Consider the following 25,934-nt stretch of genomic DNA (forward strand, 5'->3'; position numbering starts at 1 on the left):
ATGCAGCTCCTCGTCTCGTTTTATAGTGTACGCATCTCGGCCACCAGCATTTGCATCAGTTGGGCCACCGGCATCGGCCGCGCCCGCCGGATCTCGGCGCCCGCCCAGAGCGACATCAGTTCGGTGTCGCCCCGTTCGGCAGCTGCTGCGCGAATGCCCGTGGTCAGTGCGTTTTGGACAGGATACGCTGGAACTTGCTTCTCAACACTTTCCATCTTGCGCATAAAAGTGTTTTCCAGGCCGCGCGCGTAACGGCCGCTGAAAGCGCGGGTCAGGCGCGTTGGCGTCTCGCGCGCCTCGATCAGCCGCTGTTTGTAGGCGGGATGAATGCCGGATTCGTCGGTCACGATGAAGGCGCTGCCCATTTGCACGGCCTGGGCACCCAGCGCCAGCGCTTCGGCAATATCGACTCCGGTCATGATGCCGCCGGCGGCAATCGTTGGCATCTTGACGGCTTGCGCCACCTGGGGCCAGAGTTCCTTTCCGCCCAGGATGGCGTCTTCTTGCGGTCCAAGAAAGGTGCCGCGATGGCCGCCGGACTCGATACCCGATGCGATCACGGCGTCGGCGCCCACATTTTCCCAGGCCAGCGCTTCTTCAACCGTTGTCACGGTGCCGATCACATAGACCCCGGCATCGTGCAAACGCTCGACCTGGATGGGATTCAAGATACCGAAGGTAAAACTGGCAGCCGCCGGATGCAGTTCGATCAAGGTCTCGAACTGGGCCTCGAAGTCCTGGCACCACTGTTTCGGTACGGGCAGGTTGTCCCAGCCCAGGCTTTCCCAGACCGGGCGCAGCAGTTCAACCGCAGCGCTCACCTCTTCCGGAGACGGGGAAGGCGTCTGGAGCACAAAAAAATTCAGCAAGAACGGCTGGTTGGTCATCGACCTGACCCGGCCGGCCTCGTCGCGCAAGGCTGCGGGCGACAACAACGATCCTGCCAGGCAACCCAGGCCGCCGGCATTCGATACAGCGGCCACCAATTCGGGCCGGCTGGCGCCGCCAGCCATGGGTCCTTGCAAAATTGGAAACTTAAACAACGCATGCAGATCCATACCACCTCCGTCAAGGTTCGAAAGGGCCTGTGGATAAGCCTATTGATATCCACAGGCACCGTTTGTGGATAAACGCGACTTTATGCACAGGCCAAAATTTGTCCCAGATCGGTACCAGCCGGATACAGAGCTGATCACCGACTTATACCTCTCGCAAGCTCATGATTTCTAGCGCATTTTTGCCATTATCCACAGAAAAAGGCACCTGTTAACAACTACTACTAAATCTATATTTAACCTTTTTAGGTAAACCATCAAGACCTTTGAAAAACGAAGTCAAAAACTCCAAAGGCCAAAAAACGGGAAAAATTTTTCTTTGCTGAACAAAAACTCAAAGTTTCCCAAAAAAAAGAATCGGCCACAAAATTGTCCAAGTCACTTTTCTGAAGACGAAAAAAAAGCCGCGAACGGCTCCTCTGGAAGACAGGACATGTGGATAAGTCGATGGATATCCACAGGATGAGATGTGCAAAACCATCGACTTTGTTCACAGGCAAATTTTTGTCCAACAGTCATCCTTTGAAAGTACAGGCTTTTTCCAGCTACTTTTTCGACGCTAAACGCTTGATCCTGTTGATAAAAGCGGACTTATCCACACAAAAACGGCCGTTTACTATCACTACTAAATTTGTATACATACTACTTATATAAAACCCTAAACCCCGGCAAAGCAGTGCATAACCTCGAAGTCATCCACAGCAACATCCTCCAAAAGCCAAAAAACCCGGAAAAACAAGCGTTTACCAGCCCATCCAGGCAAAAACGCAGAACTGCCGATGCGCTGTAAAGCCCCTGGAGGCACCGCGACGGCCACAACAGCGCTGCTGGAGTGCAAGCCGGGAGTGTCTGCAGAAATCGACGCTGGCGGCCTCCTGCGCGCCTTGCGAAGCTTGCAGTGCACGCAGAACTGTTTATCCTTGTGGAAAACTCCGGACTTACCCACATGCACATTCATCAAAAAAGGTTCTGCAAAGCATGAATACAGGCAAAAACATACGTTTAGGCATCATCAGCGCCTTGCACGAAGAACAGGAAGGGCTCGTGGAAGGCATGCAAGGCCCCGCCACGCTTATCCATGGCATGCGCAACTACGCATCAGGGCAAGTCGCTGGCATCGACGCTGTGTGCGTTCTGTCGCGGATTGGCAAGGTTGCCGCCGCCATGACCGCGACGACGCTTGTGGAAAAGTACGGAGTTACCCACATCCTGTTCACCGGGGTTGCCGGTGCCGGCGATGCGGGCGTGAAGGTGGGCGACATCGTGGTGGCCGAATCGCTGGTCCAGTACGACATGGACGCCAGTCCCCTGTTTCCCCGCTTCGAGGTGCCGCTGACCGGTTTGTCGCATTTCCAGTCCGACTCGCAGATGAGCCAGCGCGCCGCCAGTGCGGCGCTCGACTTCCTGGACAGGGATTTTGAAACGGTGATCGATGAGGCGGAACGGGCCGAATTCGGCCTGGAGCGGCCACGGGTGCACCGCGGCCTGATTGCCAGCGGCGATCAGTTCATCAGCAAACGCGCGCACCTGGCGCAGCTGAGCGATGCGCTGCCGGGTTTGCTGGCGGTGGAAATGGAAGGCGCGGCAGTGGCCCAGGTGTGTTTTGAGCTGGGCATTCCGTTTGCGGTGATCCGGACGATTTCAGATAACGCGAATGAAGAGGCGGCGACCGATTTCGTGCGTTTCGTGAAATCAGTCGCCTCTCGTTATGCTTTTCATATCGTCACGCGTTTCTGCGCCGAGCTGAAAAGCGGCCGGATTCAAGCCAGCAGGGAATCGGCCGGGGTGTAGTCGTAACCGAGTGCCTGGGCAATCGCCGCGTAAGTGACTTTGCCGTTGCAGACATTCAGGCCGTTTTTCAGATGGGCGTCATCGGCCAGGGCTTTTTTCCAGCCCTTTTCCGCCAGCGCCACGGCGTGGCCGATGGTCGCGTTATTCAAGGCAAAGGTCGAGGTGCGCGCCACCGCGCCCGGCATGTTCGCCACGCAGTAATGCACCACGCCGTCGACGATATAGGTCGGATCGGCGTGCGTGGTCGCATGCGAGGTTTCAAAACAGCCGCCCTGGTCGATTGCCACATCGACCACCACCGCGCCTGCCTTCATTTTCGCTATCATGGCGCGCGTGACCAGCTTGGGCGCGGCGGCCCCCGGTACCAAAACCCCGCCGATCACCAGGTCGGCCGACAGCACCGCTTCCTCGATCGCATGGGCATTCGAATACTGGGTCGAAATGCGGTTGCCGAACACCAGGTCGAGCTGGCGCAAACGGTCGATGCTTTTATCGAGCACCGTCACCCGCGCTCCAGTGCCAACGGCCATTTGCAGCGCATTGGTACCGACCACGCCAGCCCCGATAATGACCACATGGCCGGCCGCCACGCCAGGCACGCCGCCGAGCAGCAATCCCATGCCGCCCTTGGATTTTTCAAGGTGCGCCGCGCCAGCCTGGATCGCCATGCGCCCCGCCACTTCGCTCATGGGAGCGAGCAGCGGCAAACCGCCGCCGGCGCCGGTAATGGTTTCGTACGCGATGCACACGGCGCCCGATTTGACCAGCGCCGCGGTTTGATCGGGATCCGGCGCCAGATGCAGATAGGTGTACAGAATCTGGCCGTCGCGCAGCATTGCGCATTCGACCGGTTGCGGTTCCTTGACTTTGACGATCATGTCGGCGCGCGCGAAGATGGTTTGAGCATCGTCGACAATGCTCGCACCGGCCGCCACATATTCCTCGTCGGATAAGCCGATCTCGGCGCCCGCATGTTTCTGAACCAGCACCTGGTGCCCGCGCGACGTTAATTCGCGCACGCTCGGCGGCGTCAAGCCGACCCGGTATTCGTGATTCTTGATCTCTTTTGGTACGCCTACGATCATGTCATCCTCCAAGGGTTGTTTTATGTTTACATCATTACAGACCTAAGGTCATCAGGCTTGCGTTTCCGCCAGCCGCAGTGGTATTGACGCACAGTGCGCGCTCGGCCACCATGCGCCACAGCGCAATCGCTCCTTCTTCCGAGGTATCGATCACGCCGACAATCGCGCCCTGGCGGTTTGCCAGCACGGGCCACAATTCGGCCGCCAGCGACGCTTCTACCAGGGCAATCTGGAAATGGCATTCTGCCGTATCGGCCCCTTTGACATACGTAATGCGGTCCATGACTTCCGGCGGCAAGCCTTCGGGAATCACCTCTTTTGCACGCGCCAGCACAATCGCCTGGTTGCCGGTTGCCAGGCATGCCGCCAGTTGATTGAGCAACACGCCAGGCGTTGCCGCCGCACACAAAATGGCGCCGCGCGGGGCGAACGACAAGCCGTTGCGCTCGCCGGTCGGGCCCGGCAGGGTCAGGCTGGTGCCGGCCAGGGTGGTGCGCATGTACTCTTCGGCCAGGCTGACAACGTGCTCGTGGCCGTGGGTTTTGGCCCACACCAGCAAGGCGTCCAGCCCCGGCGTGCCCTTGCGGTCATGTTGCAGCAGCGGCGGCGCGGCGCGCTGCAGGCGCTTGAGGTACAGCGGACCGCCGGCTTTCGGGCCGGTGCCGGACTGGCCTTCGCCGCCGAATGGTTGCACGCCGACCACAGCGCCGACGATATTGCGGTTCACATAGATATTGCCGACGTGCGCGCGCGAGGTAATGAAATCAATCGTTTCATCGATGCGCGAATGCACGCCCAGGGTCAGGCCGAAACCGCTGGCGTTGATCGACTCGATCAGTTTTGGCAAATCGTCGCGGCGATAACGGATGATGTGCAGCACCGGGCCAAATACTTCGTGCGTCAGTTCCGCCAGCGAGCCGATTTCGAGCACGGTCGGGGCCACAAACGTGCCTTGCGACGCTACCGCCGCCGGTACTTCCAGCGCAAAGTGGTTTTTCGCGGTGGATTTGAGGCGTTCGATATGCTTGAGCAGGTTTTGCTGCGCTTCCGCATCGATCACCGGGCCGATATCGGTCGCCAGGCGATCGGGTACGCCCACGCGCAATTCCTGCATCGCGCCCTTGAGCATCTTGATGGTCTTATCGGCGATTTCCTGTTGCAGGAACAGGACGCGCAAGGCGGAACAACGCTGGCCGGCGCTGTCGAACGCCGACGTCATCACATCCTGCACCACCTGTTCCGGCAAGGCCGAGGAATCGACGATCAGCGCATTCTGGCCGCCGGTTTCGGCGATCAGCGGAATATCGCACGATTCCTTGACCGAGCGCGCCGCCAGGGTGCGGTTGATCAATTGCGCCACTTCCGTGGAGCCGGTGAAAATCACGCCTTTCACACGTGAGTCGCCAGTCAAACCGGCGCCGACGACTTCGCCACGACCTGGCAGAAATTGCAGGGCCGCTGCCGGAATACCCGCTTCATGGAACAACTGCACCGCGCGATACGCGATCAGCGGCGTTTGTTCCGCCGGTTTTGCCAGCACCACGTTGCCGGCCGCAAGCGCTGCCGCTACCTGTCCGGTAAAGATCGCAAGCGGGAAATTCCACGGGCTGATGCAAGTCACCGGACCGAGTGCCAGCACGTGCTGGGTGCCGTGCACCTGGGCCGCGTAATAGCGCAAAAAGTCGACCGCTTCGCGGATTTCGGCGATCGCATTCGGCAACGATTTGCCGGCTTCGCGAATGGCCAGCGCCATCAATTCCGCATAGTTTTCTTCAAACAGATCGGCCACGCGCGCGAGCATCGCCGCACGCGCCGTCGGCCCGGTGGTTTGCCAATCCATGGCGTAATTGCTGGCGCTGTGCAGCGCCGTTTCCACATCGGCCGCGCTGGCGTCGCTGACCTTTCCGACCACATCAAGGTGCAGCGCCGGATTGCGGATAGATGCAGGGGCGCTGGCCACCACCGGGCCGTCGATCAAGGGCGCGGCGTGGTAATTGCGCGGCTGCGCCAATGCGGTGCCGATCGCGCGCAGCACGTCTTCATTGGACAGATCGAGGCCGGCCGAATTCTTGCGTTCCGCATTGAACAAAGCAAGCGGCAAAGCGATGCCCGGATGCGGCGCGCCGCCCTGCGCGCGCGATGCCTCGAACGGGTCGGCGATGAGCGATTCGATCGACACTTTTTCGTCGACAATCTGATTCACAAAAGAAGAATTGGCGCCGTTTTCCAGCAGGCGGCGCACCAGGTAGGCCAGCAAGGTTTCGTGCGAACCGACCGGCGCATAAATGCGGCACGGCTTATCCAGATTGGCCTTGCCGACGACCTGGTCGTACAAGGTTTCGCCCATCCCGTGCAGGCACTGGAATTCATAATCCTTGATGCCGTCCTGCTGCGCCCAGGTATAAATTACCGACAGGCTGTGCGCATTATGGGTGGCGAATTGCGGATACAGCAGGCTGCTTGCTTTCAACAGTTTTTTGGCGCAGGTCAGGTATGACACGTCGGTATACACCTTGCGCGTATACACCGGATAACCGGGCATGCCATCGACTTGCGCGCGCTTGATTTCGGCGTCCCAATACGCGCCTTTGACCAGCCGCACCATGAATTTGCGGCCGCTGCGCTGCGCCAGGTCGATCAGGTAATCGATCACGAACGGGCAGCGCTTCTGGTAGGCCTGTACCACGAAGCCGATGCCTTCAAAACCGGCCAGGTCCGCATCGAAGGCCATCGCTTCCATCATGTCGAGCGAGATTTCCAGGCGGTCGGCTTCTTCCGCATCGATATTGATGCCGATGTTGTACTGTTTCGCCAGCAAGACCAGGCTTTTCACGCGCGGCAGCAGTTCATTCATCATGCGCGCATGCTGGGCCCGGCTGTAACGCGGGTGCAGGGCCGACAGCTTGACCGAAATCCCCGGCCCATCCTTGATGCCGCGCCCGGCCGACGCCTTGCCGATCGCATGGATCGCCGTTTCATACGAAGCGTAATAGTTCTTGGCGTCCGCTTCGGTCAGGGCCGCTTCGCCCAGCATGTCGTAGGAATAGCGGTAGCCGCGCTGTTCATTGTCGCGGCTGTTCTTGATCGCTTCGCCGATGGTCTGGCCGGTCACGAACTGGTTGCCCAGCATGCGCATCGCCAGGTCCACGCCCTTGCGGATCAGCGGTTCGCCGCCCTTGCCGATCAGTTTCGTCAGCGCCGAGCCGAGCCCGGTTTCGCTGCTGGTGCCGACCAGCTTGCCGGTAATGAGCAAACCCCAGGTCGCGGCGTTGACGAACAGTGAAGGCGATTCGCCCAGGTGCTTGCGCCAGTCGCCCTTGCTGATCTTGTCAGCGATGAGGCGGTCGGCGGTCTGGCTGTCGGGAATGCGCAGCAGCGCTTCAGCCAAACACATCAGTGCGACACCTTCTTCCGAAGACAGGGAGAATTCATGCATCAGCGCATCCACGCCGGACGAACGGGTACGTTTTTCACGTACCGACGAGACCAGCTTGTGCGCCAGCGCGTGCGCGTCCGGGTGGGCTTTGTTGCCCTGCCCCAGCAGCCAGGCGACGGCCTCGGCTTCATCGCGCCGGTAAGCGGCGGTGATGGCGGCGCGCAAGGGTGTCTGCTCGGGCTTGATTTCAGCCTGGAGCGCGGAGAAGGGAACGAAGGGGATGGCCGAAGCAGCGGCAGTTTGCATTGAGAACTCTTTACTTGGATTAAACGAATCGGAATGACGATTCCGCGCACGGTCAACATGGCTTTCCGTTAAGGAAACGATGTTGCGGCGTGCGCGAAAAGATGATTCGATTGTAGAGTGAATTCTTCTGGATTAATTCTGGTATTACAGAAGACTAGCAATAGATAGTTTTTGGTGAGACAATTTCACCAAATAAAATTTATTGCGGAGATCTCAATGCTGGACAAGATTAGCAAGAAAATTCTGTCGGAACTACAAAGCGACGGCCGGATCAGCAATGTGGAACTCGCGGCGCGGGTGAACCTGTCGCCTGCCGCCTGCCTCGAGCGTGTGCGCAAACTGCACGAATCGGGCTATATCATGGGCTATACGGCCCAGCTCAATCCCCAGTTGCTCGACGTTTCCTTGCTGGTCTTCATCGAAGTAGTGCTCGACCGCACCACGCCGGAAGTCTTCGATGCTTTCAAAAACAGCGTCCAGCTCATCCCCGAAGTGCTCGAATGCCACATGGTGGCCGGCGGGTTCGACTATCTGGTCAAGGCCCGCGTCAAGGATATGGCCGCCTACCGCGAATTCCTGGGCAAGACCCTGCTCCAGAAAGGCGTGCGTGAAACCCATACTTACGCCGTCATGGAAGAAGTGAAAAATACCACCAAACTGCCGATCAAATAAGCACTCCGCAGAAATGTTTTTGTTTGGATACATTGTGTCTCAAATGCGTTGAGCTTCCCAGGCTTATGCTGTAGGTTATGAGTATCGAATACCAAGGCATTGATCCCTGCTGAGGATCTCCTGGCGATTCGAGCGGCCAAGGGGACACATGAAGCAACTTCATTCCAGGACAGTGCGGCGCGTGCTCGCCTGTTGCGGCGCTGCCGCTGGTGGCGTTCTCGTGGTTTACCTGATCGGCCTGCTTGCCGGACCCGCGCTGGGGCCGGTAGTGGCCGCCGCCGTGTCGGGCGTCACCAGCGTCGGCCTGTTCCTCCTCCTGCAAAAGAACGATGATGGCGACGATAGCGCGAAGTTCATCGCCGTGGTTGGCCACTCCATCGACGACATCATGATCGGCGCCGCCGAAACGGCGTATTTTGTCGATTCGGTGAAGAAAAAGATCGAAAAAGACGTGCACATCGCGGTCGGCATCGTTGCCAGCGCCGAAGACGTGGCCCGCACCACCGAGCAGATTGCCGTCAACGCCGGGCGGGCCGCCAAGGTGGCGGCCGACGTGCGCAGCGAAAGCGTGGCCGGACGGGCCGAGGTGGCCGAAGGGCTCCAGCGCATCAGCAGCGCCCGCGTGGACGCGCAGCAGGCCGCCAGCACCATGAGCGCGCTGCAGGAAAAATCCAGGGCCATCACGGGGTTTACCGACGTCATCACCGAAATTTCCGCCCGCACCAATTTGCTGGCACTCAATGCCGCCATCGAAGCGGCGCGTGCCGGCGAGCACGGGCGCGGTTTTGCCGTGGTGGCCGGCGAAGTGCGTCAGCTGGCGCATCGCACGCGCGAGGCGGCCGGCGAAATCAGCATGATGGTGCGCGCGATTAATGAGCAGGCGGCAACGGCCAGCATCGGCATGGCCTCGCTGGCGAGCGTGGTCAGCGAGGCGGCCGGCAATGTGGAGCGGGTACACGGGTTCCTGGGCAATATCGAACGCTCGTCCGGGGTGTCGCAAGAGGAAATCGGGCAGATTGCCGGAGCCGCGCAGACCCATGTGCAGACTACGCGCGGCATTACCGTGGCGCTGTCCGATATTCGCGACAGCATGCTCTCGACCAATGCGGAGTTGCCGCGCGCGACCGGGTCGGCCATGGCGCTGGCCGAGAAGGCTGAATCGATTGCCGGCGCGATGGGAGATTCCATGCTGACGAGCGCGCACGATCCGATCCGGATCGCAGCCCAGCAGGCGGCCGCCGAGATCGGCAAGCTGTTCAGCGCGGCCATCAAGTCGGGCCAGATCAGCCATGAAGCGCTGTTCGAGCGCCGTTACAAGCCGATTCCGAATACCGATCCGCCCAAGCACAGCACCCGTTTCGATGGCTTTACCGATAAAGTGCTGCCGCCTTTGCAGGAAGCCTTGTTGGCCAGCATGCCGCAACTGGCGTATGCGGGCGCGGTCGATAGCAAAGGCTATTTTCCGACCCATAACAAGAAGTTTTCGCAGCCGCTGACCGGCGATTACGATGTCGATATCGTCAATAACCGCACCAAGCGCATTTTCAGCGACCGCACCGGGTCGCGCTGCGGCTCGAATACCAAGGCGTTCTTGTTGCAGACGTACAAGCGCGATACCGGGGAAGTGATGCACGACCTGTCGGCGCCGATTTATGTCGATGGCCAGCACTGGGGCGGGTTTCGGATCGGATACCGGTCGGCGGCCAAATAGCTGCAGACAGTCCGCAGCGCGCATTCAGGCTGCCAGGCGTTCCCTCAGGTGTTCGAGCAGCCAGCGCCCCGCAGGCCCGAGTGCGCGGTTGCGCATATGGGCCGCATGGATCGTCAAGCCTTCCTTCGGGGTCGGATCGTCGCTGATCCGCAGCGCTTGCAGCTGCCCGGCGGCGAGCGGCGCGGCGACCAGGTGCTCGGGCATGCGGCACCAGCCAAAGCCCGCCAGCAAGAAGTCCATGCGCCGGCCAAGGTCGGCGAAGCGCCACAGCGTGGCGCTCGACAGCCCGTAATTTCCCGCGCCAGGGTCGACAGGATCCGACAGCACCAGCTGCACATGCGGCTCCAGATCGCTTTGCGTTGCCGGACGCCCAAGCGCGGCCAGTGGATGCCCGGGCGCGACGACCGGCCGCATGGCGACGTTGAGCAAGGGATAGGCGACGACGTCATCGGGCGCGGCGGGAAGCAGCAGGCAGATGCCAAGGGCGGCCGAACCGCTGCGCAGGCGCCGCAAGGAGCCTCCCAGCCCTTCTGTCGAGAAACTGACTGGAAGATCGGGAAAGCGTTCTCCCAGCGCGCGCAAGCTGTCGATCAGGGGCGCGGTCGGCACCAGTGGGTCGATCGCAATGACCAGTTCCGGCTCCAGGCCGGCGTGCGTGCTCATGGCGATCGCCTGGAAGCGGCCGGCGCTTGCCAGAACCAGGCGCGCCTGCCCGACCAGCACACGCCCGGTATCGGTCAGGCGCGGGCGGTGGCCGCTGCGGTCGAACAGGAGCACGCCCTGCACGTCTTCCAGGGTGGCGACCGCCTGGCTGATGGCGGACTGCACGCGACCCAGTTTCCTGCCGGCGGCGGAAAAGCTGCCCGTGTCGGCAATGGTCACCAGCACCCGCAACTGGTCCAAGGTCAAACTTCCGATCAAAACAATTCCCCCTTGCGTAATGCATCACCAATTCCGATAGAAAGTATCATATTTTGATCTCTACCGCAGGGGGGCTGCGCGTCTTATATTGACTGCATGTAATCAATTCCAAGGAGGTTTTCTAATGACTCAACTTTTGGTGGTGGAAACCAGTCCACGCGGAAGCACGTCGATTTCACGCAACATGACGTGCCGGTTTGTGCAGGAGTGGCAAGCCGCGCATCCGGGCGGCAAGGTGGTCGAACGCGACTTGATGGAAACCGGCTTGCCGTTCGTCACGGCACCCTGGCTGGCAGCCTATTTCACGCCGCCTGCCCGGCACACGCCCGCGATGAAGGAAACGCTGCGGCTCTCGGACGAGCTGGTCGCCGAACTGCTCGCCGCCGACCATATCGTCATTGCAACGCCTGTCTACAATTACAACGTGCCCGCCGCACTGAAGGCATGGATCGATCACATCGTGCGCAAGGGGATGACGCTCGGCTTCGATGGAGGTGGGCTTGTTACAGGTAAAAAGGCGACCTTGCTGATCGCCTCGGGTGGCGTGTATACCGAGGGTTCGCCCATCCGCGAGCGTGATATCGCCACGCACTACCTGCGCCTGATCCTCGGCGTCATCGGTATCACCGATGTCGCCGTCATTGCCGGCGGTGGCGCCAAGGCGGTCGATCTGGGCGAGGAAACGATGGAGGGATTCGTCGCCAGATTCGCGCCCGAGCTGGAACGGGCCGCAGCCAGCTGAACCTTGCCGCCCCCCACCGGCGCGAGGCTGCGCGAACAGCTCAGTCGCTGTTCGCCACCGCCCGCAAGTTGCTCGTATTCATCCCTTCCAGATGCTTGCGCAGCCATTTGTGCGCCGGGCTGCGGGCGTCGCGTTCGTGCCAGAGCATGTCCAGGTGCACCGCCGGCAAACTGAACGGCAGCTCGCGCCACACCAGCGCATCGGTCATCCCGGTCGAGGCGATCAAGTGCTTCGGCAGCACGGTGATCAGATCCGAATTGGCCACCACCCGCCCTGCCGTAAAGAACTGGTTCACGGTCAGCAAGATGCGGCGCTCGCGGCCCAGCTGCGCCAGCGCCTCGTCCACCAGGCCGTGCGCGCGCCCGGAAAAACTCACCAGCAAGTGATTTGCCGCGCAATAGTTTTCCATCCCCAGCTCGACCTTGGCCAGCGGATGGTTCTTGCGCATCACGCACACATAATGGCCCGAATACAGGCGCTCATGGCGGATCGGCGAACTGGTGTCGCTCGACAACTGCGCCGCCACCCCGGGGAAAAACCCTACCGCCAGGTCAATATCGCCGCGCAGCAGCATCGGGCGCGGTTCGCGCGTGGTCAGCGGCACCATGCGCACGTTCACACCCGGCGCTTCGCTCTCGATCGAGCGCATCAGCGACGGCAGCCAGAACGCCGCCGTGGCGTCCGCCATGGCCATGCGGAAGGTGGCGTGCGCCTTGGAGACATCGAAGGTTTCCGGCGTGACCGCCGCTTCCAGCCCGGCCAGCGCCTGGCGCACGGCCGGCCACAGCGACTCGGCGCGCGGGGTCGGCTTGACGCCGTAGGCTGTGCGGATCAGCAATTCATCGCCCAGGCTCTCGCGCAAGCGCTTGATCGCGTTCGAGACCGCCGGCTGCGTCATCGCCAGGTGCCCGGCCGCGCGCGTGAGGTTTTGCTCGGTCATCACCGCGTCGAACACGCGCAGCAGGTTCAAATCCAGGGTCAGAAAGCTCATGATGATCGAAAAGAGTTAGCGATTAGCTATCATACCGCAATCCATTCACCATTGATATAATCGGTATTGGATATTGGAATTGGATTTATATGTTGCGTTGCACTATAGTTGACGCATAACAACTGATCCTGCGTTTTCACTATCATGTCTACTCTGCTTCAAACCGTCGGCGATACCGCCCTGTCGCTGCTGCCGCTGGTGCACAGCGCCGCCTGGGTACTGGGGATCGCCGCCGTTGCCCTGTTCTTCAAGCCTTTGCTGGTTGGTATCTTCCGCGCGCTGGTGCTGGTGGTCAAACCACGCATGAGCAAGGACCAGATGGCCGCGCAACGCAATATGCGCAATGCCAGGCTGCTGCAACGGATGACCAATTCATCCTCCGGCAACGCCAGCCTGACCGCCGAACTGCGCGCCATGGCGGCCCGTTCCTGATTGCCTCGCGGCTGCTCCCGCAGCCCATAAAAAAAGCGGCGCCTGGTGATCACCGGCGCCGCTTTTTTATTGCTCAGGGATCTTATTTGCCACCGAGCAGAGCTGTCTTCAAGTGCGTATCGACCGGATGCTCACCCATCCAGATGCGCAGGATCGCATTGTAGAAAGCGATATCGGGCACGATCTCGCCGATTTTCTTTTCGTTGAATTCGCACTGGGTGCCGACACCGGGAATCCAGTCCAGGTGCAGCACATCGCCCTTTTTCAGCACTTGCAGCAAGGCGAACATTTCGCCGAACTTGCTGATCTGGGTGACGATCTTGGCTTTTTCGTTGTTGTCGAGATTCTTGTTCAGGCCGCTCATGAAGGCGTCGCCGAAATCGTCCGAGGTCAGGTCGCGCATCATCACTAGGGTGACGCGGCGCGGGCCGTCCATCTTCAGGATCTCAGGCAGGGACTTGCTCTTTTCGGGCAGGTACAGCGAGGTCACATACACCTTGGCCACGAATTTCTGGCGCATGCCGAAACCGTTGAGCTTGAGCTCCTTGCCGCCGACCTTGACGGTATCGTCGAGCTTGACGCCGCTGATCTCCGCCGCGGAGGCACCCTGGCCGAAGGCGCAAGCGAGGACGATACCTGCCAACAAGCCTTTGAAACTAAAACTGTTCATTGCGATCATGGTGTCTCCAGTGGTTTGACTATTTTTGTTCCGCATAAATAACCGTGGCGCCGGCCTGCGGTTTGCCAGCGTTGTGTTCTCAACAGGCAGCCCCACATTTTCTTCAACGCAGCAGCAGACACGACGGACGACACGACTATCGCCGCCATCGTATTTACGCGGCGGGTATTATAGACTTTTTGTGCGGTCGAGATTGGGCCGAAATGCGGGTTGCGAGGAAAATGTCATGGTGAAGCGCTAAGGAACTAGGCAAATATACCATCGAATTTCCTAAAAAAATTGCCGCAAGGGCATTTTAGAGTGGGAAATTGATGATCATAGGACAAAAGTGTGGCTGTAAAGGCACATCAGTTTATAAGTTAATAATACGGCTTAAAAGCGCGTCACGTGTGCCGATAGCCGGTTCAAGCTGCCGTCAGCGCGTCAGGCGGCCGGGGTATCCTTGCCGGCGGTCAGGCGCTCGTACTTAGCGCGCAACTGTTCCGGCGTTTCGCGCCAGGCCGGGTTGAACGGAATGCAACTGACCGGACACACCTGCTGGCATTGCGGCTCATCGAAGTGGCCGACGCATTCGGTGCATTTGTTGGGGTCGATCTCGTAGATCTCGGCACCCATGTAAATGGCGTCGTTCGGGCACTCGGGCTCGCACACGTCGCAGTTGATGCAGTCGTCGGTAATCAGTAGGGCCATGATTGCTTCGCTTTGCTTTGCTTTGTTCTGCTTTGCTACTTTATTCCGAAGGCGGCGCCATGGTGGCGATCTTCTTCTGCAGCCAGCGGTCGACCGATGGAAACACGAACTTCGACACATCGCCGCCCAGCATGGCAATCTCGCGCACGATGGTGCCGGAGATAAACTGGTACTGGTCGGATGGCGTCAGGAACAGGGTTTCGACATCGGGCAGCAGGTAGCGGTTCATGCCCGCCATCTGGAACTCGTATTCGAAGTCGGAGACGGCGCGCAGGCCGCGCACGATGACGCGCGCGTCATGCTTGCGCACGAAATCCTTGAGCAGGCCCGAAAAACTCTCGACCTTCACGTTCGGATAATGGCCCAGCACCTCATTGGCGATTTCCAGGCGGTCGTCCAGCGAGAAAAACGGGCGTTTGTTCTTGCTGTCGGCTACGCCCACGATCAGGCTGTCGAACAGCCCGGACGCACGGCGCACCAAATCCTCATGGCCGCGCGTGAGCGGGTCAAAGGTTCCTGGATAAACGGCTACAACCATTGCGGCTCCCTAGAGATGCACCAATATAGAACGCGCATTATGCCTGAAATTCATGCGCGCTCCCGCCAGCGCCATCGGGGAGCCCGGATCGCGGCCGAACAAAGCGCTGGCAAATGGTGTTTACGCTGCCGTTTTGCGCAGCTTGAGCAGGTAATAGAAGACGATGCCCGCCTTGTCGTTGCGCACCGCCTCCCAGGGCGCGAGCCAGTCGGGCACGGCGCTGCCGTCGTCCGGTTCGAACGGCAGCGGCGCGCCGGATTCGGCATATACCAGCCCCTCTTCCGCGAGCAGGCCGGTGCACAGCGGCAGGCTGCGTTCGAGCAGGTTTTGCTGGTAGGGCGGATCGAGGAACACCAACTGAAAGCGCTGGCCGCGCAGCGCCATGTTTTGCGCAGTGGCAAGCGCTTCGCCGCGGGCGACCTGGACGTTCTCGGCCTTGAGCTTGATCTTGACGTCGCCCAGCTGGCGCACCACCGGCGTGTGATTGTCGACCATGACGACCGAGCGGGCGCCGCGGCTGGCCGCTTCGAAACCGAGCGCGCCGCTGCCGGCGAACAGGTCGAGGCAATCGGCGCCGGCCCAGTTGGCGTCCCACAGGTGGTTGATCCAGTTAAACACCGTTTCGCGCACCCGGTCCGGGGTGGGACGCAGGCCGAGCGCGTCGAGCACCGGCAGCGTCGAGCGCTTCCAGGCGCCGCCGATGATGCGGACTTGTTTGGGCGGCGGCGGGCGGTGCACCGGGACTTTGGCGGGTTTCTTTTGCATGGCGACGAGAGGCGGATTGCTGATCCGGCGCACTATATCATGGGGGGAATGGGGATTGCGGCGTGGCGGGGGACTTGCGCACCCGCCGGACGGCGGGTGCGAGGGTGATGCGGATGCGCTTACTTGGTGTCTGCGGCGAGGATGTTGAAGTCGCTGATCCAGCCCTGCATGCGTTTTTGCGCATGGGCTTTCTGTTCCGGCGTGGCGATCTTTGCGGCCGTCAAGATCATCTGCATCGTGCCATCGGTGTAGGTATCGAAAAACTGCTTGTTCTCGGGGCTTTGCGTGCGCGCCAGCATATCCTTGACCAGGCCCTGCACCAGCGGCGCGGCCGCCTCCTTGCCCAGGTTGTCCTTATCGATCTTGCGCAGCACCGTCATGATCTTTTGCTGGCGCCGGATGCGCTCGTCGAGCCAGAGCTGGTTGTTCAGCGGACGCGCATCGGAAGCCTTGCGCAAGAGCACTTCCTGTTCCTTGCTGAAGCCGCCGAACCACAGGTCGAACTGCTCCATCGACTTCTTGAAACGCTTCTCCTGCAAGTCTTCGACGCTGCCGCGCACGAACTTCTTGCGGAAGGTTTCGTTATTCTTCTCGAACTTCTTTTCGATGTGCGCCAGTTGCTCGGGCTTGATCGAGAGCGCCAGGTCAGTCAGTTCCGGCAAGGCCTTTTGCGCCAGCAGTTCGGTGCGCGACATGATCTCGCGGTAATCGGCATCCAGGTCGGCCTTGCTCAGGTTGCCTGCAAGTTGGCGCTGGGCAGTAGTGAGAATGTGGACATAGTCCTTCAACTGGGTCTGGCGGTGCCACTTGAACAGTTCCTTGATATCTTGCTTGACCTCCGGCGCCTGCTCCGAATCGAGGTCGACATACGCGTCGAGCCACCAGTAGAGCAAGGTATCGCCCTGGTTGTAGGCCAGTTTGATGCCGCTGCAAGCGGTCAGCACGGCCATTACGCCGAGCATGCAAAGAACGCGAAAGCGCCGGGAAAGTGGTTCCTGCGTGTTAAACTTTTTCATTTATTAACTCTTTTTGAACGAACGCTTATGAACGTAGTGATTCTTGCCGCTGGAATGGGAAAGCGTATGCAATCTGCGCTGCCGAAAGTGCTGCACCCGCTGGCGGGCAAACCCCTCCTGCAGCATGTGATCGATACGGCAAGGGCACTTGCACCGAGCAAATTATGCGTTATTTACGGGCATGGCGGCGCAGCGGTGCCCGAGATGCTCAAAAGCCAGGACAACACCGGCCACGCCGCCATCGATACCGCGCTGCAAGAGCCGCAGCTCGGCACCGGCCACGCGGTCAGCCAGGCTGTGCCGCAGCTCGATGACAATGTCCCGACGCTGATCCTGTACGGCGACGTGCCGCTGACCGCCGTGGCCTCGCTCAAGCGCCTGGTGGAGGCCGCCGGCACCGACAAGCTCGGCATCCTGACCGTGGTGCAGGCCAATCCGTTCGGCCTGGGCCGCATCGTGCGCGAAGGCGGCACGATTACCCGCATCGTCGAAGAAAAAGATGCCAGCGAAGCCGAACGGGCCATCTGCGAAATCAACAGCGGCATCATGGTCGCGCCGACGCGCCATTTGAAAAAGTGGCTCGGTTCGCTGTCGAACAACAACGCGCAGGGTGAGTATTACCTGACCGACATCGTGGCCCAGGCCGTGCTGGATGGCGTGCCGGTGGTGTCGGCCAATCCTTCGGCCGAGTGGGAAGTGGCGGGCGTGAACAGCAAGGTGCAGCTGGCCGAGCTGGAGCGTCGTCACCAGCTCAATATTGCCAATGCGCTGCTGGAAAAAGGTGTGACCTTGTTGGATCCGGCGCGCATCGACGTGCGTGGCGAATTGATCTGTGGACGCGATGTAACCATCGACGTCGGCTGCGTGTTCGAAGGCCGCGTGGAACTGGGCGACGGCGTGAACGTGGGCGCGCACAATGTGCTGGTCAACGCGCGCATTGCGGCGGGAACCAATATCAAACCGTTCTGTCATATAGAAGACGCGGTGGTGGGCGCCAAGTCGGTGGTCGGGCCGTATGCACGCTTGCGTCCGGGGACAGTGCTGGCGGAAGACGTCCATATCGGTAACTTCGTCGAGATCAAGAACAGCCAGATCGCCGCGCACAGCAAGGCCAATCACCTGGCGTACGTTGGCGACGCCACGGTGGGTTCGCGCGTGAACATTGGCGCGGGCACGATCACGTGCAATTATGACGGCGCCAACAAGTTCCGCACCGTGATTGAAGATGATGCATTCATCGGCAGCGACAGCCAGCTGATCGCGCCGGTTACGGTTGGCAAGGGCGCGACCCTGGGTGCCGGGACCACCTTGTCCAAAGATGCGCCGGCCGGCAAGCTGACTATTTCGCGCGCAAAGCAGATGACGATTGAAAACTGGACGCGGCCGGTGAAGGTGAAGAAGTAATTTCGCCGTCGCTCCCGCGCCAAGGCGGCCCTCGGCGGGAGCCCATAGCACCTCTGCTCTAAGGTGCTATGGACTCCCGCCTGCGCGGGAGAGACGGTTTGTAAGCAAGCGATGGGTCGGACGCGAGCGCTGCATCTTTACCCCACCAGCCCGACCGCTACATGCGCCCTGGCCGCCTTGAACGCCGGCACCAGCGCCGCCATCAAGGCCACCGCCAGCACCGCCGCCACGGCCATCATCATCCGGTTCACATCCAGCTCGACCGGCATGGCCCCCGCCAGCGCCTGGGGCGCCCCGTCCGACAAGCTCATCCGGTTGATCACCCACGCAATCACCCCGCTCCCGATCAGGCTGGCCGCCACGCCCATCACCGCCATGCCCAGCGCCTCCGTCACCAGCATCAGAAACACCGAGTGACTTCGCATGCCCAGCGCGCGCAAGGTCGCCACTTCGCGCCGCCGTTCCAGCACATTGATCGACATGGTGGCGGCAATGCTGGCCGCAATCACGGCGAACACCATCCCCGCGATGCTGTCGAACGCCAGGTCGGACGCACTGCGCGCACGCATGTAGGCTTGCGACAACTCTTGCCAGGTGCGCACCTCGGCCTGGACTCCCGCCTTGCGCAGCGCCGCCGCCAGTGCGCTACGCTGCTGTTCCATCAAGGCCGGGTCTGACAAAAAAACAACAAAACGCTCGATGCTGCCGGTATTGAGCAAGTCCTGCGCCAGCGCCAGGGGCATCAGCATCGAACGGGCCTTGCCCTCGCCTGCGCCCCCGCCCTCCTGGTACACATCCACGACCTGCGCCACGAGCTGCCGGGGCGCCGCATCGGGCACCGCCGCCGTGAGCGTGACCGCGCTGCCCACGCGCAGCGTGAGCGCTGCGGCCTTGGCCTGGCTGATGGCCACACCATTGTCCACGCCCGCTTGCAGCTTGCCCGGCGCCGCCTGCAACACCGTCCCGGCCGCTGCGTCAGGCACGCCAGTCGCGGCAAACGTGGCCGAACGCTCACCGGTGGTGGCGATCCCGGAGACGCTCATTTCCGGCACCACCAGCGCGATCCCTTTCACGCCGGCCAGCAAGCTGCGCACACGCCCTGCTTCGTCCGCACTGAAGCGCCGCAATTGCCGTGGCGCGCCCGACGCCGCGCCCGGCAGCACGGTCAGGTGGCCCATCCGTTCCACGATGACTGCCTGGTATTCGATCCCGGCACGGGTACTGGCGATGCTGCCCGCAAACAGGTCGAGTACGCACAGGCTGGCGGCGATCAGCAGGGTCGCCAGCACGTTGCGCGGGCGGTTAAGCAGCAGGGTGCGCAAGGCCAGCCGGTACGGGCTCATAAGCGGACCCGGAAGGGTTGGCGTTCCGGGTCGCCCAGCGCGACGTGCAGACGCCCTTCCTGCAGCTGCAAGGTGCGGGTACTGCGGCCCAGCTGGCGCTGGTCGCGCGTGGCGATGATGAAGGTGGTGCCGTGCTCGTTCTGCTGCTGGACGAACAGGTCCATCACCAGGCGGATGCTGGCGCTGTCCAGGCGCGAGGTGGGCTCGTCGGCCAGCACCAGGCGCGGCCGCGTCATCAGCGCCCGCGCAATCGCCACGCGCTGGCTCTGGCTGGGGTCGAGCCGCGGCGGATAGGTATCGGCATGGCTGGCCAGGCCAAGCTGGTTGAGCAGGTCGCCAGCACGCGCGTTGGCGGCGCGCAAGGCCTTGCGCGTGAGCGATTCGCGCAGCATCAGCGGCAGCAGCACGTTTTCGCGTGCCGTCAGCACCGGGATCAGGGTAAACGCCTGGAACACGAAGCCCATCATTTCATTGCGCAGGTCGGCGCGCGCCTGTTCCGGCAGGCGCGCAATGAGCAGCTTGGCGATCACGATACTGCCTTCGGTCGCGTGGTCGAGCATGCCGATGAGATTGAGCAAGGTGGTCTTGCCGCTGCCCGAGGGACCGCAAATGGCCACCATTTCCGCTTCGCCGATCTGCAGCTCGACGCCATCCAGGGCATGCACGCCGGACAGTCCCCCGCCATAATATTTGTGCACCCGCGCCAGCCGCACCAGGTCGCCCGGCGGCTTGGGCGCCGGGGGCATCGGCCCATCGTGTTCCAGAATGACATCCATCGTTCCACCTCCCGCCTCGCTAGTAGCGCGCATCGCCAGGAGGACGCGCGCCACTAGCGAGTAGAACCCGTTTCAGGCGGGGGGCCGTTGAGCTTACTCAATGGCAATAGTCAGACGGCGATGCGGGTTTCGAACTTGCTGCGGAAGGTGGAGAAATAGGTTTTGACGTTGCGCACATTGGTGCGCGTGGCAAACAGACGGTGCGCCAGCGCGTGGTAGGCCGGCATGTCGGCCACTTGCACGATGAGCACGAAATCGGGGCCGGGCGCGACCCGGTAGCATTGCAGCACGGCAGCTTCGGCCGCCACATGCTGCTCGAACTCGGCCATGCGCTCGGCGGCCTGCACATCGAGCGTGATCTCGACGATGGCGGTCAGGCGCGCGCCGACCTTGTCGGGCGAGACGATCGCCACCTGGCGCTCGATGATGCCGCCCTCGTTCATGTACTTGACCCGGCGCAGGCAGGTGGGCGGCGACACGTGGACCAGCTCGGCAAGCTCGGCATTGGTATGCGATGCATCAAGCTGGAGGATATTGAGGATGCGGCGGTCGACGTCGTCGAGTTCGTTGGCAAGCATGGCGTTTGATGATCCGCAAAGGTTTTAACTGATAAATGAAAGAATAATTCATGCAAACTGGTTGATGAAATAATGTATCAATAATATATCAAATTAGAAAGCATATTTCATGCTGGCTCAACTACGATCTGCGCATTCATCCATTTCTACATCGAGGTCATCATGTGCGGTATCGTCGGAGCAGTAGCACAACGTAACATTACCCCCATCCTGGTCGAAGGTCTCAAGCGCCTTGAGTACCGCGGTTACGACTCGTGCGGCGTGGCGCTGCACGTCGACGGCAAGCTGGTGCGTTCGCGCAGCACCTCGCGCGTGGCCGACCTCGAAACCCAGATCGCCAGCGTGGGCCTGCAAGGCTTCACCGGCATCGCCCACACCCGCTGGGCCACGCACGGCGCGCCGGCCTCGCACAATGCGCACCCGCACTTTTCGCCAACCGAAGAGAATGCCCGCATCGCGCTGGTCCACAACGGCATCATCGAAAACCACGACGAGCTGCGCGCCGAACTGAGCGCGCTCGGCTACGTTTTCCAGAGCCAGACCGATACCGAAGTCATCGCCCACCTGGTCGACCACATGTATAGCGGCGACTTGTTCGAGACCGTCCAGCTGGCCGTCAAGCGCCTGCACGGCGCCTACGCAATTGCCGTGTTCAGCCGCGAAGAACCGCATCGCGTGGTGGCCGCGCGCCAGGGTTCGCCGCTGATCGTCGGCATCGGCCAGGGCGAGAATTTTGTTGCCTCCGACGCCATGGCGCTGGCCGGCACCACCGACCAGATCATCTACCTGGAAGAAGGCGACGTGGTCGACCTGCAACTGTCGAAAGTCTGGATCGTCGACGTCGACGGTAAACCTGTCGAGCGCGATGTGAAAACCGTGCATGCCCATACCGGCGCTGCTGAATTGGGTCCGTATCGCCATTACATGCAGAAAGAAATTTTTGAGCAGCCGCGCGTCATCGGCGACACGCTCGAAGGCGTCACCGGCATCATGCCGGAACTGTTCGGCGACGACGCGTTCAAGGTCTTCAAACAGATTGACCGCGTGCTCATTCTTGCCTGCGGCACCAGCTACTACTCGGGCCTGACCGCCAAGTACTGGATGGAATCGGTGGCCAAGGTCCCGGTCCAGGTCGAGATCGCCAGTGAATACCGCTACCGCGACAGCGTGCCGCATCCAAACACCCTGGTGGTGACGATTTCGCAAAGCGGCGAAACGGCCGACACCCTGGCCGCGCTCAAGCACGCGCGCAGCCTGGGCATGGTGCACACCCTGACCATCTGTAACGTTGCGACCAGCGCCATGGTGCGCGAATGCGCCCTGTCGTACATCACCCGCGCCGGCGTGGAAGTGGGCGTGGCGTCGACCAAGGCCTTCACCACCCAGCTGGCCGCCCTGTTTTTGCTGACCCTGACGCTGGCGCAGGTCAATGGCCGCCTGTCGGACGAAGAAGAAGCGACCTACCTGAAACAGATGCGTCACCTGCCGGTGGCGATTGCCGCCGTGCTGGCGCTGGAGCCGCAGATCATCGCCTGGGCCGACGACTTTGCACGCAAGGACAATGCGCTGTTTCTGGGGCGCGGCATGCACTATCCGATCGCGCTGGAAGGCGCGTTGAAGCTCAAGGAGATTTCGTATATTCACGCCGAAGCGTATCCTGCGGGCGAACTGAAACACGGCCCGCTGGCGCTGGTGACCGATGAAATGCCGGTCGTGACGATCGCGCCGAATGATGCGCTGCTGGAAAAGCTGAAATCGAACATGCAGGAAGTGCGCGCGCGTGGCGGCCAGCTGTATGTGTTTGCCGATGTGGATTCGCGCATTACCTCGGGCGATGGACTGCATGTGATTCGCTTGCCGGAACACTATGGTCTGCTGTCGCCGATCCTGCACGTGGTGGCGTTGCAGTTGCTCGCGTATCACACCGCGCTGGCCAAGGGCACGGATGTGGACAAGCCGCGTAATCTGGCGAAGTCGGTGACGGTGGAGTAAAACTGCTTGCTGGCTTAGTGATTGGAAACAATAAAGTCGGTCGGAGAACAATTAAGTTGGTCGAAGAAAAAATTCGCTGCGCGCCGTCTAGCTCCGATGTGAGTTAGACCCGACTTTCCTGTGGTCCCTACGAAAGGCCGCAACTTCTAGCCCGCCAACTTTGGCTGGAAGGTGCGGCTTGCCGTCCGCTTTGTCTTATGGGAGTTTCGGTCTGCCGACGATCGAAAGTTCCGGTATGTCGATCGACGAAGGTCCAAACATGACAGCTTGCACATCACGTTTGATGCCCTTACCACTTAGAGTCACGCGAATGCGCCCTTGAACGGGCTTTAACTCGCCTTCTATTGGCATCGCTAATTCAGCAACTTTAGCTCGTCGAGCCGCTGCCGCTAGCTACAAAAACTCGCTTTTCCTGCTGACATTGCTCGCCGGCAGCAACTTGCCTTGAATCTTTTATCTCGATCATTACATCAAGTGTAAAGATGGAACTTGACGTTCCGTGAAATCCAGCATATCCTCTCTAGATGGATGTTGAATTCGACAATGATGACCTCGATCGCCTAGAAACAGATGCCCAGTTCAGTGCTGGCCTCTCCAACGAGATCGTTCGCGCCTTTCGCATGCGAATGCAACAAATTCGCGCCGCAGTGGACGAGCGAGATTTTTACGCGTCAAAGGCCATGCACTTTGAAAAATTAAAGGGTGACCGCAGTGGTCAATATTCGATTCGTCTGAATAAGCAGTGGCGCCTGATTCTAGAACTAAGGGGTGAACACCCTTGCAAGATTGTCGCAATCGTTGAGATCGTCGACTATCACTAAAATAACGGAGAAATGATGAACGCACGAGTGCCTGCTGAAGTGTTCCCGCCAGGTGAATTCCTCCGGGAAGAACTCGAGGCGCGGGATTGGACCCAGCAAGAGCTGGCGGATATTTTGGATCGTCCCCCGCGTCTTATCAGCGAATTAATCGCTGGGAAGCGCACGGTCACGCCGGAGACCGCCCGAGGTTTGGGCGATGCATTTGGCATGTCCGCTGAATACTGGATGAATTTGGAAAGCCAATACCAGCTTTCAAAAGTAAAGCCCAACAACGACGTGGTTCGTAAATCACGGCTGTACGGTATGTTCCCTGTGCGTGAAATGTTACGACGGGGGTGGATCAGAGAAAGTGAAAATTTGGATGTTCTAGAACAGCGCTTTTGCGAGTTTTATTCCATCCCGAATCTAAGCAATCAGCCTGCAATACCTCATTACGCAAAAAAGACGAACGTGTTCTCTGATGTTACGTCTCTTCAGCTCGCTTGGCTTTTTCGTGTCCGTTCCATGGCTGAGCAGCAGAAGCTGCCTACATATGCGCGAAGCAAGCTGCTATCTGCGGTTGAGAAGTTGAAAGCGCTTACGCTAGCGCCAGAAGAGACTCGTCACGTACCTAAGATACTTGCCGAGGCAGGCGTACGGGTTGTTTTCGTCGAGGCTTTCGCGGGGTCCAAAATTGATGGTGCCTGCTTCTGGCTGGCAGAGGACAAGCCGGTCATCGGAATGACTCTGCGCTTCGACCGGATCGATAATTTTTGGTTCGTCTTGCGTCATGAAATTGAACACGTTCTTCAGGAAGACGGGCAGACTGATGGGCCGATTTTAGATTCTGATTTGGGAAATGCGGAATTGGAAGTATCGGAATGTGAGCTACGAGCGAACAGCGCGGGTGCCGAATTCTGTGTACCTAGTGCTCAGCTCGAAAATTTTATTGCTCGGGTCCAGCCCTATTTTTCTGAACAAAAGGTTCTCCTTTTTGCACAGCGTATCAATGTGCATCCAGGAATCGTAGTCGGACAATTACAGCGGAAACTTGGTCGCCATGATTTTCTGCGTAAGCACCAAGTCAAGGTGCGAGGATGCATACTGCCGTTCGCAGATGCTGATGGATGGGGTTCTTTTTCTGAGTAGATAGGAGTCGGAAATGTCAGCATATGCAAATCAGGTCAAGGCATACTTGGAGCGGTATCAGCTCGAGGTCGGAGGGGACGGCCTATTGAATCCGCACCTTGTGGCGGAATGGGCTTACCGTAACGGCCTACATAAGCCTAGCGTGCGCACAATTGTCGATGCAATTGCGGCGGACATTGCCCAGGTGTTTCGTGAGGAATACCGCACTGATGAGAGTGGCCAGCGTTATCGTGCAAAGCATGCGGTGCGCTCAAAGCAAGGAGGGAAGTCAATGTCGCTTTGGGCTGATATGGATGATGAGCGCGCTCCACGCGAGCATTTTGTGAGATCTTTCTCTCAAAGGCGCCAACAGATCGTTGGCGATTGCTTTCAATTGAAGACGGATGCGGACGTCTACAATGCAAGAGACCCACTGAAAACCCCTATCCAAGTTCCATTGGATTTTACATATGACGTTGAGGAACTTCAGCTTCCCTTTAGGATGCCGAAAGCAGCATAAGATGGTAGTGAACGACCGGACTAGATAAATTTCTGTGGGTATTGAACGGGTTCCGTAAGCTAAGATCGTGGTCGCTAAATTCTCGACAACACGAGGAAGCCATCGGCGGGCATGAATTAGCCAGTCGAGTTCTGCACATTGGGCCGCAAGCGGCGCCATGGAAAAGTGTCAGAGGGCCCGTACACAAAAATGCTGAAACTCCCGACAACTCAACTCGGAGGCCAGGCTTTTTCCCCCTTTTGATCCCGCAGCCGACTATCAATCATGCTCGCTCGCAGAAGTAAGCAGGGACAGTCCGATCTGTTGATTTATAGACCAAGTTTTTCGCTGAAAAAATCGGGCGAATACGTACCTCGTCCTTCTTCACCTCGTCGCAAGCCCAAGTTCGTGAAGAACACGCAGTGTCCTGAATTTTGGAAGACGACAGGCAGATTCAACCGCTAAAGCGTAATCGTACGGGGTGGCGGGCGGCGTGTTTACGAAAGTGCGAAGAGCCATGCTGTGGTCTAATTTGCTCGGACACCTCAATAGGTGGAAAATCCACCATCTGAGGAGTAATACATGGCAACAAGAAAGCGGAAGACATTCGATCCCAGCCTGAAGCTGGAAGTGGTTCGAATGAT

The 25,934-nt window shown here is 59.8% G+C and carries 23 protein-coding genes; 10 read left to right on the forward strand and 13 right to left on the reverse strand.

Going from position 1 to position 25,934, the window contains the following annotated elements; translation table 11 throughout:
• Positions 1–20 precede the first annotated feature (20 nt).
• Positions 21–1,058 (reverse strand): NAD(P)H-dependent flavin oxidoreductase, encoded by a 1,038-nt coding sequence (locus F1609_RS19320; protein ID WP_167078152.1) that lies wholly within the window; start codon positions 1,056–1,058, stop codon positions 21–23.
• A gap of 975 nt (positions 1,059–2,033) precedes the next feature.
• Between F1609_RS19320 and F1609_RS19325 the strand changes: the two genes are divergently transcribed.
• Positions 2,034–2,846 carry a 5'-methylthioadenosine/adenosylhomocysteine nucleosidase gene (locus F1609_RS19325; RefSeq protein ID WP_167078154.1) on the forward strand — a complete coding sequence of 271 codons (813 nt, stop codon included), beginning with the start codon at positions 2,034–2,036 and terminating at the stop codon, positions 2,844–2,846.
• Here F1609_RS19325 and ald read toward each other — a convergent pair.
• Positions 2,816–3,931 (reverse strand): alanine dehydrogenase, encoded by a 1,116-nt coding sequence (gene ald / locus F1609_RS19330; RefSeq protein ID WP_167078156.1) that lies wholly within the window; start codon positions 3,929–3,931, stop codon positions 2,816–2,818. The genes F1609_RS19325 and ald overlap by 31 nt on opposite strands.
• A 34-nt stretch (positions 3,932–3,965) precedes the next feature.
• A complete protein-coding gene (gene putA, locus F1609_RS19335) occupies positions 3,966–7,613 on the reverse strand; it encodes a trifunctional transcriptional regulator/proline dehydrogenase/L-glutamate gamma-semialdehyde dehydrogenase (protein WP_167078158.1) in 3,648 nt (1,215 codons plus the stop codon).
• A 216-nt stretch (positions 7,614–7,829) separates the two neighbouring features.
• On the opposite strand from putA, the gene F1609_RS19340 reads away from it, so the two are divergent.
• Entirely contained in the window at positions 7,830–8,285 is a 456-nt protein-coding gene (locus F1609_RS19340; RefSeq protein ID WP_126073517.1) for an Lrp/AsnC ligand binding domain-containing protein, read from the forward strand.
• 148 nt (positions 8,286–8,433) lie between these two features.
• Positions 8,434–9,996: a methyl-accepting chemotaxis protein gene (locus F1609_RS19345; RefSeq protein ID WP_167078160.1), complete on the forward strand. Its 1,563-nt coding sequence runs from the start codon at positions 8,434–8,436 to the stop codon at positions 9,994–9,996.
• Positions 9,997–10,020: 24 nt separating this feature from the next.
• On the opposite strand, the gene F1609_RS19350 is transcribed toward F1609_RS19345, so the two are convergent.
• Positions 10,021–10,917 carry a LysR family transcriptional regulator gene (locus F1609_RS19350; protein WP_167078162.1) on the reverse strand — a complete coding sequence of 299 codons (897 nt, stop codon included), beginning with the start codon at positions 10,915–10,917 and terminating at the stop codon, positions 10,021–10,023.
• Positions 10,918–11,041: 124 nt separating this feature from the next.
• Here F1609_RS19350 and F1609_RS19355 point away from each other — a divergent pair, with 124 nt between their 5' ends.
• Complete coding sequence (locus tag F1609_RS19355; protein ID WP_167078164.1) at positions 11,042–11,659, forward strand: FMN-dependent NADH-azoreductase; 618 nt, start codon at positions 11,042–11,044, stop codon at positions 11,657–11,659.
• A 40-nt stretch (positions 11,660–11,699) separates the two neighbouring features.
• Here F1609_RS19355 and F1609_RS19360 read toward each other — a convergent pair whose 3' ends face one another.
• On the reverse strand, positions 11,700–12,650 hold the full coding sequence (locus tag F1609_RS19360) for a LysR family transcriptional regulator (protein ID WP_167078166.1): 951 nt from the start codon (positions 12,648–12,650) through the stop codon (positions 11,700–11,702).
• Between the two features lie 144 nt (positions 12,651–12,794).
• On the opposite strand from F1609_RS19360, the gene F1609_RS19365 reads away from it, so the two are divergent.
• On the forward strand, positions 12,795–13,082 hold the full coding sequence (locus F1609_RS19365) for a hypothetical protein (protein ID WP_167078168.1): 288 nt from the start codon (positions 12,795–12,797) through the stop codon (positions 13,080–13,082).
• 82 nt (positions 13,083–13,164) lie between these two features.
• Here the strand turns inward: F1609_RS19365 and F1609_RS19370 are convergent, their stop codons facing one another.
• The 5 genes from F1609_RS19370 to F1609_RS19390 all read right to left on the reverse strand — a co-directional run bounded on the left by F1609_RS19370 (position 13,165) and on the right by F1609_RS19390 (position 16,770).
• The gene (locus tag F1609_RS19370; protein ID WP_229421949.1) at positions 13,165–13,761 is read right to left on the reverse strand and encodes a chalcone isomerase family protein; all 597 of its coding nucleotides are present in this window, start codon (positions 13,759–13,761) and stop codon (positions 13,165–13,167) included.
• Between the two features lie 423 nt (positions 13,762–14,184).
• Entirely contained in the window at positions 14,185–14,451 is a 267-nt protein-coding gene (locus F1609_RS19375) for a YfhL family 4Fe-4S dicluster ferredoxin (RefSeq protein WP_166881240.1), read from the reverse strand.
• 40 nt (positions 14,452–14,491) lie between these two features.
• Positions 14,492–14,989 carry a pantetheine-phosphate adenylyltransferase gene (coaD, locus tag F1609_RS19380; RefSeq protein ID WP_166889171.1) on the reverse strand — a complete coding sequence of 166 codons (498 nt, stop codon included), beginning with the start codon at positions 14,987–14,989 and terminating at the stop codon, positions 14,492–14,494.
• 120 nt (positions 14,990–15,109) lie between these two features.
• Positions 15,110–15,754, reverse strand: coding sequence for a 16S rRNA (guanine(966)-N(2))-methyltransferase RsmD (rsmD, locus tag F1609_RS19385; RefSeq protein WP_167078170.1), 645 nt, complete (start codon positions 15,752–15,754; stop codon positions 15,110–15,112).
• A 119-nt stretch (positions 15,755–15,873) separates the two neighbouring features.
• Entirely contained in the window at positions 15,874–16,770 is an 897-nt protein-coding gene (locus F1609_RS19390) for a DUF6279 family lipoprotein (RefSeq protein ID WP_167078172.1), read from the reverse strand.
• A 27-nt stretch (positions 16,771–16,797) separates the two neighbouring features.
• On the opposite strand from F1609_RS19390, the gene glmU reads away from it, so the two are divergent.
• Complete coding sequence (glmU, locus tag F1609_RS19395) at positions 16,798–18,174, forward strand: bifunctional UDP-N-acetylglucosamine diphosphorylase/glucosamine-1-phosphate N-acetyltransferase GlmU (RefSeq protein WP_167078174.1); 1,377 nt, start codon at positions 16,798–16,800, stop codon at positions 18,172–18,174.
• A 137-nt stretch (positions 18,175–18,311) separates the two neighbouring features.
• Here glmU and F1609_RS19400 read toward each other — a convergent pair whose 3' ends face one another.
• The 3 genes from F1609_RS19400 to F1609_RS19410 form a co-directional block, all read right to left on the reverse strand.
• On the reverse strand, positions 18,312–19,517 hold the full coding sequence (locus F1609_RS19400; RefSeq protein WP_167078176.1) for an ABC transporter permease: 1,206 nt from the start codon (positions 19,515–19,517) through the stop codon (positions 18,312–18,314).
• Positions 19,514–20,293: an ABC transporter ATP-binding protein gene (locus F1609_RS19405; protein ID WP_167078177.1), complete on the reverse strand. Its 780-nt coding sequence runs from the start codon at positions 20,291–20,293 to the stop codon at positions 19,514–19,516. Before F1609_RS19405 ends, F1609_RS19400 begins: the two co-directional genes overlap by 4 nt.
• Before the next feature lie 110 nt (positions 20,294–20,403).
• A complete protein-coding gene (locus F1609_RS19410; protein ID WP_167078179.1) occupies positions 20,404–20,871 on the reverse strand; it encodes an Lrp/AsnC family transcriptional regulator in 468 nt (155 codons plus the stop codon).
• A 162-nt stretch (positions 20,872–21,033) separates the two neighbouring features.
• Between F1609_RS19410 and glmS the strand changes: the two genes are divergently transcribed.
• The 4 genes from glmS (at position 21,034) to F1609_RS19430 (ending at position 25,311) form a co-directional block, all read left to right on the forward strand.
• On the forward strand, positions 21,034–22,863 hold the full coding sequence (gene glmS / locus F1609_RS19415; protein WP_167078181.1) for a glutamine--fructose-6-phosphate transaminase (isomerizing): 1,830 nt from the start codon (positions 21,034–21,036) through the stop codon (positions 22,861–22,863).
• Positions 22,864–23,387: 524 nt separating this feature from the next.
• A complete protein-coding gene (locus F1609_RS19420) occupies positions 23,388–23,684 on the forward strand; it encodes a type II toxin-antitoxin system RelE/ParE family toxin (RefSeq protein ID WP_167078183.1) in 297 nt (98 codons plus the stop codon).
• Positions 23,685–23,699: 15 nt separating this feature from the next.
• The gene (locus F1609_RS19425) at positions 23,700–24,812 is read left to right on the forward strand and encodes a HigA family addiction module antitoxin (RefSeq protein WP_167078184.1); all 1,113 of its coding nucleotides are present in this window, start codon (positions 23,700–23,702) and stop codon (positions 24,810–24,812) included.
• A 13-nt stretch (positions 24,813–24,825) separates the two neighbouring features.
• Positions 24,826–25,311 carry a hypothetical protein gene (locus tag F1609_RS19430; RefSeq protein ID WP_167078185.1) on the forward strand — a complete coding sequence of 162 codons (486 nt, stop codon included), beginning with the start codon at positions 24,826–24,828 and terminating at the stop codon, positions 25,309–25,311.
• Positions 25,312–25,934: the final 623 nt, after the last annotated feature.

This window comes from Massilia aquatica (genome assembly GCF_011682045.1).
In the GTDB taxonomy this organism is placed as follows: domain Bacteria; phylum Pseudomonadota; class Gammaproteobacteria; order Burkholderiales; family Burkholderiaceae_D; genus Telluria_A; species Telluria_A aquatica.